The 13,423-nt window shown below is 37.4% G+C and carries 9 protein-coding genes and 1 tRNA gene; 1 reads left to right on the top strand and 9 read right to left on the bottom strand.

The features are described from left to right. Positions 1 to 161 precede the first annotated feature (161 nt). The 6 genes from H5160_RS08115 to H5160_RS08090 form a co-directional block, all read right to left on the bottom strand. Positions 162 to 1,094, bottom strand: a complete 933-nt coding sequence (locus H5160_RS08115; RefSeq protein ID WP_182737200.1) for a sugar kinase — start codon at positions 1,092 to 1,094, stop codon at positions 162 to 164. Positions 1,095 to 1,168: 74 nt separating this feature from the next. Continuing rightward, on the bottom strand, positions 1,169 to 2,476 hold the full coding sequence (locus H5160_RS08110) for an MFS transporter (protein WP_002962964.1): 1,308 nt from the start codon (positions 2,474 to 2,476) through the stop codon (positions 1,169 to 1,171). Positions 2,477 to 2,478: 2 nt separating this feature from the next. Continuing rightward, positions 2,479 to 2,823: a cupin domain-containing protein gene (locus H5160_RS08105; protein ID WP_002962963.1), complete on the bottom strand. Its 345-nt coding sequence runs from the start codon at positions 2,821 to 2,823 to the stop codon at positions 2,479 to 2,481. 5 nt (positions 2,824 to 2,828) lie between these two features. Continuing rightward, positions 2,829 to 5,045 (bottom strand): heparinase II/III family protein, encoded by a 2,217-nt coding sequence (locus tag H5160_RS08100; RefSeq protein ID WP_182737198.1) that lies wholly within the window; start codon positions 5,043 to 5,045, stop codon positions 2,829 to 2,831. Between the two features lie 5 nt (positions 5,046 to 5,050). Further along, the gene (locus tag H5160_RS08095) at positions 5,051 to 7,309 is read right to left on the bottom strand and encodes a polysaccharide lyase 6 family protein (RefSeq protein WP_182737197.1); all 2,259 of its coding nucleotides are present in this window, start codon (positions 7,307 to 7,309) and stop codon (positions 5,051 to 5,053) included. 147 nt (positions 7,310 to 7,456) lie between these two features. Then, entirely contained in the window at positions 7,457 to 8,335 is an 879-nt protein-coding gene (locus H5160_RS08090) for an NAD(P)-dependent oxidoreductase (RefSeq protein ID WP_002962960.1), read from the bottom strand. Positions 8,336 to 8,960: 625 nt separating this feature from the next. Between H5160_RS08090 and gloA the strand changes: the two genes are divergently transcribed. Further along, positions 8,961 to 9,362, top strand: coding sequence for a lactoylglutathione lyase (gene gloA, locus H5160_RS08085; protein ID WP_024594782.1), 402 nt, complete (start codon positions 8,961 to 8,963; stop codon positions 9,360 to 9,362). Positions 9,363 to 9,646: 284 nt separating this feature from the next. Here the strand turns inward: gloA and H5160_RS08080 are convergent, their stop codons facing one another. The 3 genes from H5160_RS08080 to H5160_RS08070 all read right to left on the bottom strand — a co-directional run bounded on the left by H5160_RS08080 (position 9,647) and on the right by H5160_RS08070 (position 13,386). Beyond that, entirely contained in the window at positions 9,647 to 9,913 is a 267-nt protein-coding gene (locus tag H5160_RS08080) for a DksA/TraR family C4-type zinc finger protein (RefSeq protein WP_024605380.1), read from the bottom strand. 246 nt (positions 9,914 to 10,159) lie between these two features. Continuing rightward, entirely contained in the window at positions 10,160 to 13,027 is a 2,868-nt protein-coding gene (locus H5160_RS08075; RefSeq protein WP_058154926.1) for a pitrilysin family protein, read from the bottom strand. Between the two features lie 283 nt (positions 13,028 to 13,310). Next, positions 13,311 to 13,386: transfer RNA gene (locus H5160_RS08070), tRNA-Glu, on the bottom strand. Positions 13,387 to 13,423: the final 37 nt, after the last annotated feature.

Genomic DNA, 13,423 nt, shown 5'->3' with positions numbered 1-13,423 from the left:
ATACCAATTGCATTAAATTAATGAGCTATTATAGCGACAAGAAAATAGCTCAATAACAAGGCTAAAATTATGATACATAGTTGCTCTATATAAATAATTTTTAACGTAGTTAGTGAGTTATTTAATACGCTAAGGTGATCATGTTTTTAATAAAATTGGTATCACATGCCAGCTTCAGCCATTGCTAGCTGAAATATATCTTTTGGAGCAATAGCACCTGGTTGCTGTATAACAGTCCCTGCCGCTTTTGCAGCAAGTTGTACAGCACTTGAAATTGATTTATCAGATAAACGTGCACCTAAGTAAACACCGTTAAAGGCATCGCCTGCGGATGTCGTATCTACAACATTTGTTACCGGTATTATGGTGTGGCTTTGAAGCGTATCGCCCTCTTTTGTCACTACCGATTCAGGGCCATTTTTAACAACAATTTCTTCAATTTGGTAAGGCTTTAAATATTCAACAACTGCTTCTACGCTATGAACGTCATAAAGTGTTGTTAAATCTTCAACGCCTGGTAGGGTAATATCTGCAAACGTAAAGGCTAAATGATACTGCTCTTTTGTTTCCTCTACACTATTCCACAAACGTGCTCTGTAATTAGGATCAAAAACGATTTTAACCCCAGCATCTTTAAGCTGCTTTACCACTTTCCAAAAGTCTTCACGTGCACTTTCTTCAATTATTGCTAATGAAATTCCTGAAAAGAAAAACATATCACCTTGGCTAAGCTGATCGAGTGCATCAGCATCTAAAAAATCAACAACCTTTTTAGCTGCAGAATCATTGCGCCAATAAATAAAGCTACGCTCACCATGCTCATCAGTTTCTATGTAGTACATACCAGGTACTTTGGTGTCGTGAGCAAATACAAGTTGCGTATTTATTTGTTCACTCTCAAAGCGTTCTAGCATTTTTTTACTTAAATTATCTTGACCTAAAGCCGTAACAACCGAAGTAGTAACCTGCGGGAAGCAACGTTTTAAATACACTGCAGAATTATAAACATCGCCTGCAAATGATTGGTGCAGTGTTGCCGCGCTCATAGCTCTAAGCTCGACCATGCATTCACCGATAAAGTAAATATTTTTCATCTTGGAAGTTACCCTATGTAGTTAACTGCTATGCACTTATACAAAATATGTTGGCATAGCAGTTATTATCTAGATTATTGAGGCTTTTTAAGAGGTTCTATTTTTGGAATTAAAATCCAAACAGCTGCCATTGCTATGATGGCTAAAGAAGCACCAATTACAAATGCTGGTGTGTAGTTACCATCAGCAGTAAGAAAAGGTACTAACGATGTAAGACCTACAGCACCAAGTTTTGCCGCCATACCAGAAAAACCTGATAATGTACCCACTGCTTTTTTACCTAACAAATCACTTGGTAGTGTTTGCACGTTACCAATTGCAGTTTGAAAACCAAATAAGATAACAGCCATAATTAGTACTGCTGTTGTTGGTCCGCCTGGATTTGCCATTGCAAGTAGCGCTGGTAACATAATTAAACAACCCAGCGTAATAGTAAGCTTACGTGTTTTATCTGTATTCCAACCTGCTTTGAGTCGATTTTGAGCCAATAAGCCACCAAACCAAGCACCAAACATAGCGCCAACATAAGGTACCCAACCGTATATACCAATAGATTTAACATCCATACCGTATACTTCATTTAGGTAAATAGGGATCCAAAAAACAAATAACCACCAAATTGGGTCAATTGCGGCAGAGGCAATGATTACACCCCAGCTTTGCTTACGAGAAAGTAACTCAGCAGTTGTAGGGTTATATTCCTCTTCGTCTTCACCAGTTACATCACCGTTGTCATCAACACGTCTTTGACCCGTTAAGATATATTCACGTTCTTCGGCAGTCAGCCAAGGATGTGAGCTAGGCGGTGCTTTAACTAAAATTAACCATGGAACTAACCAAAGGAAACCTAATGCACCAACAAAAACAAACACCATTTGCCAGCTAAAGTAGATAGTTAAATAAGCAATTAAAGGAATAGCAATAATGCCGCCAATTGCGGCGCCAGAGTTAAAAATACCCTGTGCTAAAGCACGTTCTTTAGTAGGGAACCATTCTGCGTTACCTTTAGCTGCACCAGGCCAGTTACCGGCTTCTGCTACACCTAAGATTGCGCGAAAAATACTAAGACTAAGTACACCTTGTGCAAATGCATGCGCAACGGTTGCAATAGACCAAACACCTATTGATAGTACAAAACCGAAGCGTGTGCCCACCCAGTCAAATATTTTACCAAAGATTGCCTGACCAAATGCATAAGCAAATACAAACACAATAGAAATATTAGCGTATATTTGTTTGCGTTCTAGCGCTGATTCATCAGGAAATAAATCTTCAACAATGTCCGGCCAAAGCACACTAAGTGCTTGGCGGTCGATATAGTTAATAATGGTAGCTAGCGCTATTAGCGCTATAACCCACCAACGTAAGCCTTTAAGTTGCATAATTAATCCTCAAGAAAGTCTTCACGCGCTGGGCTAAAAGTATCAATCAGGATTCCGCCTGTTGGGCAGGTAGCTCCATGATCAGCAAATGGTGGGATTAAGCAGCTATCACCCGGTTTTAAGATTTTAGTTACGCCATCAATGTTAAAGTGAAACTCACCTTCAACAACATACGTTACTTGAGAATGTCTGTGAGCATGGTTATAACCAATAGCCCCTTTCTCAAACCAAATTTTAACAGCCATTAGCTCTTCGTTATAACCTAGCATTTGACGTTTTAGACCATTTCCTAAGTCTTCTATTTCGGTCTCGTTACCAAATGAAAAGTTTGCGCTTTGCTTTTGCATCCTATTTACTCCTGATTATTGTTCATCATATAAACGCCTAATCGGCCATTTAAAGTGAACTCTTTATTTTGATAATTGAATGTGTTTTTAGCTGATGTTTGTGCTTTATTAATTGCCACTAAATATGAGTTGCCTTTAATATCAAGTTCAACAAGTGTTAAATAGCCCTGCTGACTATATTCAAGCTTTGTAACTCGACTAACAGCTTCTAGGGTATATTCTTTACTTGGGTTGTACTCACCATGTGGCTCTAATACAGATATAAACTTATGTTGCTTTTGACCCTCAACACGACGAATAAAACCATTTTCGTTGCGTAAATTAAAGTGAGGGTCATTTGCGCCTATTTGAGTAAACAAGAAAGACTCATCACCTTTAAACAAGCTCGTTTGCGTATAAAAACGACCATTTTCGTTTAGCCACGTTACTTTAGCTAAACCACTTTGAGGTTGCGCTTGAGCTTTAAGCCATAAATGTTGGTAGCCATTTTTAGTACCTAGCGCAGACAGCTGCGTTGCATTTGCTTTTAACTCAAAGCTGGTATCGATAAGCTGACCTTTATAATGCAAAGGCAGGTCAAGCTGATGCGCTTTATTTGCAACAACATCAAATATATCAAGTGCAACTGTGCTTTGTAGTTCAGGTAAGTTAATAAGTGCAAGCGTACGCTCAAGATCAACGCCTTTATAAGCTGTGCTTATTTCGCCGCTTGAAACCGTGCCGTATTCATTCGTTTCGAAAAAGTTAAGTGTAGGGTAATTACTATTTCCTACTTCAACATTTGCATTAAAATGCGTTGTTTCGTCAACCACTACCGTATTGTGCGCAACAGTGTGTTTTGCGTAAGTTTCGTTTTCAGGTAAATAACGACCGCCGTATTTAGCTTCTACATTTAAAAAACGTGCTGCGCCATAATCAGATACAATTTCATTTCCGTGGTCGTAAAACTGCCATGTTAATTTATCAAAATGACCATGGCCCAAACCTTGTGCAGCAGGTTTAAACAGTAGCGCTTGATCGCCACCTACCTGCGTTCTCATTACAACTAGAGCACCTTGTTTACCGTCATTACCATCACCGAAGGCAACAGATTTAAACGAATAAGGTTTTGCCATGTTGTTATCAAGTGCTTGAGCTACTTTTAGCCCATCACCAGAGAGAATTATTTGGTCTTGTTGCTTAGCAATATCTAAATAACCTGCATCGTTGGTTAAGCCGTACGCTGCCGTTACACCATTTACTAACTCAATGGTATCGATGCCTTTACTTTTTATTGCATCGTTAATTGGGAAGAACAAACCGTTGTAGCTAAGTTGAATCGTCGTATCAATCGCTTTTAATAATATGCCATCGCGATATTCAAATATTTTTCGTTGTGGTTCGTTGTTTTCAATCGCTTTAGCAAACGTTACAAATGGTAATAGTGCAAAGCGTTGATAGTAAGGACCTTCGTTATAGTAACCTTGTGGTGAAAACAGCATCTCTAGCTGCTTAATAAAGCCACCCTTACCCGACTTTTCTAAATCGTATAATGATTTTTCTACCCACTCAGGTTCGCCTAATACATACCCAGCCATGCCAACACCCGCTGTTGCCCATGTTCCATGGTTATGTACTTTATTAAATGTAGACGGTTGGCCTACAGATGTGAACAACGAAACAGGACGGAGTAAGTCATTCTCGATTGTTTTAATATTATCGGCATTTAACGAGTCATGAATTAGATCATAAGCTTGTATTGTGTACACAAGCCACATTGCTTCATTTAGGCTTTGCCAAAAAAACTTACCTGGATTTTGCGAGTCCATTTTACGTTTTGGATGCAGACCAAGCGTTGGGTATAATTTTGCATACTCAAGCAACATATCACGTACATAGTTTGCGTATTTATCATCTTGGCTTAATTGATAAATAATGCCCGCGTTGTACATAAGTTGATAATTTTTCTTATGGCGCTCATGTGTATAACCACCACCGCCATCTTTTGGAACTGGTACAGTGATAGGCTGTGCAATTTGTTCATCTACTTGCGCTTTTAGCGATTCAAACGCAGTAGCAAACTTTGTGCTACCGTTGCTACTAATTGCTTGGCGCATTTGCTTAACATCATCAGTAGTAATCACTAAGTTTGGGTGCGCTGCATGCGCCCCCAATGATGTAAGTAATGTAATTGCAGCTACAGCAGCTATTTTAAAACGTGTTTGGCATTTTAATAAGTACATAGTATTTACCCTGCCTTATTTAAAACGTTGTTATTTTTTAATACTGCCGTGTGCGGGCCTTTAACTCTTAACTCTTTAACACTTGGTGCTTTAGTTGCATCAAATGTATTTCCTGAGATTTCAGTTTTAGGCTCGCCTACTGTGTGCTCTACAATAATAGGAGCAGATTTAACAAATTTATTATCTGTGATATTAGTAACCTGAACACCGTGAACATAAATGCTCGCTTGCTCTTTGTTACGCTTACCAAGGCCAACGTTATTAAGCGTGTTATTTGTCATTTCAAAATGAGGGCCAAATGTACTTTCATCAGTGCCACCACGGTAAAGCTTAACTATGCCGCCTTTTACATCATTAAATGTATTATCATTTACAATAACGTATTCCGCGTTATAAACACCTAAGTCTTCAATTTCAGTATTTAGACGTAAAATGTCACCTGTTACTGTATTAAAGGTATTACCTGTAACAATAATTTCGTCAGCCATTGCACCTTTACCAGTGATAAAGAAATGGAATGAATGATTAATATCTAAAGCATTTAACTCTGAGTTGGTCATTACAAAGCGGTAATTATCAACCATACCCCATTTTTGCGTACGAACAATGCTGTTACCTATTGCATCTGGCGCGTTTTCACCTGAAATTGATAAACCATCTAGTTTTAAGCTGCCGCCATCATGTATTTCAAACAAGGTAGAGCGTTGAAAAGTAAGTTTAGACTTTGTGTTCTGCTTTGCTTTAATTGTCAACGTTTTATCAATTTTAACCAGTTTAGACACATCATACTGGCCAGGCGCTAGTTCTAGAACATCGCCCGACTCTGCATTATCAATAGCATCTAGTAATGCACTTACATCAGCTTTAACAGAATGTGTCTTACCAGAATCAAAATCAACTAAAGCAGGTACTTTTGCATACCAACTAACACCGGTATCTTCTTTTTTAAGTACTTTTAAATCGCGCTTTGCACCTACATTTAAACTTTTAGAGGTTGGGTAAAGTAGACCATTACTTGCTTTTTCAAGCGTGATTTTTTCTTTTTTTACACCGTACGTTAGCTCAGAAAGCACTTTTGTATCTGCAATGTTGTTACTTAATACTAACCCACTTACATCGTCGAATGTTGTAAATGGCTGTTCACCATCTTGGTTTATGATTAAGTTGTTTTTCATTACGCTATTTTTTGGGGCTGCGCTACGCTCAGCATCGCTACCTGCAGCAAGTTGAATATGACGCACATTTATAAATGTGTTGTTTTCAATCGTCGCATTTTCTACTTGGTGATAACGATTAATAGATGAATTTGGTACGCCGTTCATTACAGTAAAACCACTGCCAAAACGATAGCCTGTTAGGCCTTGTAGGTAGTTATTTCTTACAATTTGATCTTTATTGATAACGCGGATACCACCTGTGTGATCAACACCATTACCAATGAAGATATTTTCTTCTATAAGATTGCCGTTACCATGGCGCAGCGTTAATGTACCGCGCGCTTCATAAAATACGTTATTACGAAGGATGTTTTTACCTGACTTAACCGAAACAATTTCGACTTCACCATTGGTACGTTCAAAGTAATTATTTTCAACCAATGTATGCGAATCAGTTAGTGAGTAATGGCTTGTGCCAATACGCAGGGTTTCACCACCGTTAGAACCAAAAGTTGGACGGTAGCCAAAATAGTTGTTATCTATACGATGATAGTTTTCCTGGCTTGCTTTAGTGTTTAAACGAACAGCAACTGTCACACCTTTATTTCGTTTGCCAACTAAATGACTATGATCAAAGCGGTTATGTTGTCCATATAAGGCAACCCAATAATCAGACTCTCGTTTGTCTGGATTACTGTAATTATCGATTACTGTTTGAGTAACTCGTGAATTGTAGGCTAATTCATTTTTATTTTTACGAAATTCTATTACAGCTGAGCTCGGTGTGTAGCCGTCTTTAAATACTAAACCAGAAGCTTCAAGGTATTTACCTGCAAGTCTTAGGTTAGATTGACCTGATAGAATTACTTTTCCGTTAGTTTCAGCGGTTAATATAATAGGAGAGTTTTTTGTACCTTGGCCTTCAAGTAAAATTTCGAAGTCAGACCAAGTACCATTTTTAAGTACTACTTTGTCGCCAGCAACTAGATTAGCTGCGATATCATTAAAAGCTTGTTTATTTTCTATAAAATAATCTTTGGCCGCTACTTGTGTGGATATGCAACCGATGAGAACTAGACTAAGCTTTATTGTATTAATCAAACGCATAGTTAACTCTTTTTCGTTGTGACTGAAAGTAGTGCTTCATCAGAATTAAAAAAAGCTGACATTGCACAAAGACTTTAGTCAATTGGTGTCATGTGTGTTAAAGCGCTTTAAGTTAAAGCTCAAAGCGCTCAATAAGGTCGAGAAGTATTACTTTTCTAACTTTTTGAAGTAATCAAAAATTTCAGGAACGTTACCTTGACCCATACCAGCGTCAAACGCTGCTTGTAGGTTAGCTGATGAACCTTCAGCGATTTTTGATTCAGTACCTAGGTCTTCTACCATTTGTAGGAAGTAGCCTAAATCTTTGTTTGCATTAGCAATCGAGAAACCAAGGTCGCTAACATTATCAACTGCATAGTTTTTACAAAATTGCATAAATGGTGAGTTAGATGGGCCAGTCGACATAATGTCGAAAAGTTGTTGACGGTCAACACCAGCAAGCTCTGCCACTGCAAATGCTTGTGACATAGCACATACTGTCGTCATGCCCATGAAGTTGTTGATAAGCTTAGTTGTATGACCTGCACCTAGCTCGCCAAGATGGAAAACGTTTTCACCTTGATCTTCAAGTACTGGTTTAACTTTATTGAATGTATCAATATCGCCTGCAGCCATAATGTTTAAAAGACCGTCTTTAGCATGTGCTGGTGTACGACCTAGTGGCGCGTCGATCATGCCTGCGCCTTTAGCTGCTAAATCAGCACCAATTTTTTTAGTAGATGATGGGATAGAAGTACCAAAATCAACTAATACTGCACCTTCTTTAATACCCGCTAGGATACCGTCTTCTGCGTAAACAATTTTTTCTACAACGGCAGACGTTGTAAGACAAAACATAACAATATCTGAACCTTCAGCTAGCTCTTTTGCAGTGCTTGCTGTTTTTGCGCCTCTAGCAACACATGCTGCAACCGCATCTTTGCTAAGGTCCATAACAATTAGCTCATAGCCTTTGTTTTGTAAATTTTCGGCCATGTTGCCGCCCATTAAGCCTAAGCCGATGAAACCGATGACTGGTTTTGACATGAATAACTCCTAAATATGTGGCGCATACTTTTATAAGAACAAGTAAAATTTACTCTATAAATACGCTGTGTCTTTTGTTTCAATTTGTAGAGTAACTTTAAGCTTGAGTTATTTATAAATTAACCTGTGCAAAACGTAACTCTGATTAATTACCAATACATTGTACTCACTCAAACCAAGCAACTTACCAATTGGTATGCAAAAACTGTATTACCATACGACTTTTTTGTCAACCAATAAGTTAACCAAGCAAACGCCACATTTTTAAAAATTACACAAAGATCAATTTAATATCCCATTAAAACAAATGCTTATATATCAACAGCACAATTAAGCAAAGGTTAACTTTTGTTGAACAATCAGTAGCTTTTTTTATACTAATAGGTTGACCAATAATTGAGTACTGGTTATGTAAACATCCAAAATTTAATAAAATGATTCATTAATTGGTAATTTATAAAGGTCGAACTCAAACTGTTTTAAGCCCACTCTCATATTAAGGTTGTGATTTATATGTAATGCCTACATATATGGCTAATACATATAACCCCCCTAAAACGCGCTTGATAATAGCGCTTAGTTAAAAATACTCTTAACTTTGAATAAATAACTAAAGGAACTAAAAATGCGTTTATTACATACTATGCTTCGTGTAGCGGATTTGGATAAATCAATTGCTTTTTATACTGAAATATTAGGTATGAAAGAATTACGCAGAGCTGATAACAGTGAATACAGATACACTCTTGCCTTTGTTGGATATGGCGACGAAGCAGATAACACAGTATTAGAGCTAACTTATAACTGGGACGAGGATAGCTACGACCTAGGTAATGGATATGGTCATATTGCTATTGAGTTTGATGATATTTACAAAGCATGTGCAGATATTAAAGCTGCTGGTGGCAATGTAAGCCGTGAACCAGGGCCTGTAAAAGGCGGTACTACTGAAATTGCTTTTGTAAAAGACCCAGATGGCTATGCAATTGAGTTAATTCAGAAAAAAGAAGACATGAGTAAATTTTAAATTACTTAACAACTAATTCAAGTTATAACAATTTGCTTAATGCCAATCTGCTTATATATGGGGTCTATTTAACGTTAAAAAAATTACGCTAGAACTAGGCAAAATTTTTGTATCTAGTTGTTCTAAATAAAAAATTTTTATCGACGTAATAGTGCAATTTAATTCGTTAAATTGATCAAAGATTTATGCTGGTTGGTATAACTATGGAGAGGTTTAATTTTATATATAGTTCAAATGGTTATGCAGATTGGTATTAAATAAAAGGTGCTTTGCAGCACCTTTTTTTAACGCAACTGACTATCTTTACTACCACGCCTATTAAACGATTTAGCGCTGGCACCATTGCCTTCTATTTCAGCTTGGCATGCAACACAGTAGCGAACTCCTGGTAGCGCGAGCCTTCGTGCTTGTGGGATTTTTTCATCGCACTCGTCACATAGCTCAGCACTTGCACCAGATATTAAATTGCTTCTTGCATACTGTACGGCATCGTTAACACTTGCATCAATTTGATCTTGAATTGCACCGTCTCGTGCCCATCCACTTGCCATAAATCCTCCTAATAAAGTTGGATGTTTAAATTTATGCTACCAAATTGAATCTTTATAAGTACTGAATAATAAAGCTAGAAATGGGGTGTTATTTGAAGGCTTCAACTATAAAACTATATTTTATATCTAAAGAAAGACGCTGTAGTTGCTCCCTGTAATCTACTTTCAAAAAGATCAACACTCTAAAATCAGGCAAAAAAAAGCAGCTAAAAAGCTGCTTTGTAATTCTAATTATTTATTTAAATATTAAAGGCTGTAATCAACAACCTTCATGCCTAATTTTTCAAGCTCTGGGCGAAGTGTTTTAGCATCACCCACTACTAAATAAATCATATCTTTAGTGTTTAAGTGTTTTTTAGCTAAGGCGTTAACTTCTTCTTTGCTAATATTGCTAACAATCTCATTTCTTTCTTTTACAAAGCTAGGTTTTAAATCGAACTCTAATATTTGTGCTAAAAAGCCAAGTTTTGCATTAGGCGTTTCGTATTTAAGCGCATCTTTTTGATTGATAGCTTTACGCATAAACATAAGCTCTTCGTCAGTGACACCGTTTTGAGCATAGTTATTAAGCTCATTAGTAAACTCTGTAATAGACGCTGCAGTAGAATCGGCTCTCACCGCTGCAGAAGCTGTAAAGCCACCTGATGTTTTATCACCCCAAAAACGAGAGCGAGCACCGTAAGTGTAGCCTTTATCTTCTCGTAAATTTAGATTGATACGGCTGTTAAACGTGCCACCAAATGCAAAGTTCATTAAGTTAGCTTTAAAAAACTCACCAGTAATGTCTTCAACCATATCGCGTTTACCAATACGAATTTCTGATTGAGGGGCATCTGGTTTATCTACAAGATAAATGACATTAGTTTCGACTTTAGGTTCGCTGAAATCAACAGTAACTGGGCTCGATTTACCTTGCCAGTTTGCAAGTGTAGCTTTAACCTTTGGCTCAATTGTTGACTCTTTTAAATCAGAAACAATAATGACTTGCGCGCCTTGTGGTTTAAAGTTTGCGTTATAAAAAGCTTTAACGTCATCTAATGTAATAGCCTCAATACTATTAAGCGTTCCAGTACTTGGAAGTGCAGCTATATTGTCGCCATATAGTAATTTGCTGTATGTATTAGATGCTAAATACCCTGCATCCTTCATTGAATGTTGAATATTTTGAATGATTTGCTTTTTATTACGCTCAAAGTCATCGGCATTAAATGCTGGTTTAAATAATTTCTCTTCAACAAGCTTTAGCGTTGCATCTACATTTTTAGTTAAGCTAGAAACATACACATTTGTATGTGTTTTGTCTGAGTAGATACTTACCTGGCTACCCAGTTTTTCAAGCGCGTTACTCATTTGCTCTGTAGTGTAGTTTTGCGTTGACTCGCTCATTAACGATGCAGTCATTGACGATAAACCCACTTTACTAGCTTGCTCATTATACAAGCCACCCGGAACTTTAATGAAAATAGCGGTGGTTGGCGTTTCTGTACTTTGCGTACCTAATATTTTAATACCGTTTTCGGTCTTAGTTTGCCAAAGAGAAGGAACATCAACAGCAGGATTTGCGCCGGCTACAGGGTGAATACTTCGATCAAATGTATCAACAGCTCTTCGTGCTACTAAATCATCAGCTGAAGTTGTAGATGGACCTCCAAAATCATGCGCTTTAGGCGTAAAGTTATCTGGGGCAGCTATAAGTTGAGTTTGACCTTCTGGCACAACACTCATAATAACGGCAGATTTACCTTTGATATATTGATTAAAAACACGCATAACATCAGCTTTTGTAACTTTGTTATAACGTGCAATCTCATCTTTAGCTGAGTTTGGGTTACCTGTAAACGTTTCAGATGCGGCTAGTTGAGAGACTTTTCCTGATACGCTTTGCAGACCAAAAATTGCACCTGACTCTATTTTAGCTTTTACTTTATCTAAATCATCTTGTGTAACGCCACGCTCTTCAAATTCAACAAATGAATCACGAATGATTTTTTCCATATCAGCTAACGTTTTCCCTGCTGTAGGATTTGGTAAAGCATAAAGACTAATTGAACACGCTAACTCTTGGCATGGATGATTTGCACTTGCTTGAACAGCAAGTTGAGTTTTAACTAGGTTTTTGTATAGTAGTGAATTATTACCTCCACCTAATATTTCAGCAAGTATATCAAGAGGTGCTTCATCTTCAGAGCGAGCATAAGTCGTTGGGAAACTCATACTTAATAAAGGTAAGTGAACCTTATCTTCCATTGAAATATATCTATCAGCATCTAGTATTACAGCTGTTTTTTCAACTTTAGGTATTTCAGGACCTTTTGGGATTGGTGCAAAGTATTTAGTAACTAATGGCAGTATTTCATTAGCGTTGATGTCACCACCAATGGTAAGCGTTGCATTATTTGGTCCGTACCATTTTAAAAAGAATGCTTTTAAATCATTTACATTTACGCGATTTAAATCGTCCATAAAACCAATTACAGGCCATGAATATGGATGGCCGTCTGGATACATCGCTTGAGCAACACGTTCACCTAAACGACCATAAGGGCGATTATCAACACGTTGGCCGCGCTCATTTTTTACTGTTTCGCGTTGTACTTCAAATTTTTCTTGGGTTACAGCATCGAGTAAAAAGCCCATTCGGTCAGCTTCTAGCCACAACATCTTTTCTAATTGATTTACAGGTACTGTTTCAAAATAATTTGTTCTATCAGAGTTAGTAGTACCATTTAAAGTACCGCCTGCTTCAGATATTATTTTAAAATGTTCCTCATCAGCAACATTCTCTGATCCTTGAAACATCATATGCTCAAAAAAGTGAGCAAAGCCTGACTTACCCAACTCTTCGCGAGCAGAACCAACGTGGTATGTTACATCAACGTGTACTAAGGGATCTGAATGATCCTCATGCACAATTACAGTTAAACCGTTATCTAGTTTATATTTTTTATACGGTATGTTGATTTCACCTGCATTAGATTTCACTGATTCAATAAGTGTAACGCCAGGAATTGATGTTTCTGTAACAATATTTTTATCAACAGCTTGAGTTGAGCTATTACATGCAGCCAACCCTGATGCAAGTAAAACAGCAAGTGCAATTTTTGTGAGTTTCATTTTTTAGTCCATATTTAAATTAACTCAATGAGTTTAAAGACTAATTAAAAGTACAACAAGGAATATGGAGCGATTATGGGTTTGGTTTTGTAACAAAGTGTAAATAGATTGATATAAAAATGAAGTATAAAATGAGGGTATTAATTTGTGGTTTTATTCTAATAACACTGCACTTTCCTATCTAAGTAGTAAATGACATATCTAAGAGATTGGTACTCTTGATAACGTCGTGCATAGAGAGTGCGGTGTCACACTACTTTACACAATACTTAAAATAAGTAAGTGGCGTCCCCAAGGGGATTCGAACCCCTGTTACCGCCGTGAAAGGGCGGTGTCCTAGGCCTCTAGACGATGGGGACACATAAATGTGTCACTAGGACAACTGAATTTTTAGAC

Origin of the sequence: Pseudoalteromonas sp. SG43-4 (assembly GCF_014164325.1) — a bacterium.
Lineage (GTDB): Bacteria > Pseudomonadota > Gammaproteobacteria > Enterobacterales > Alteromonadaceae > Pseudoalteromonas > Pseudoalteromonas distincta.
Note: the sequence above shows the minus strand (reverse complement) of the source record. Positions and strands in the feature narration are given on the sequence as shown.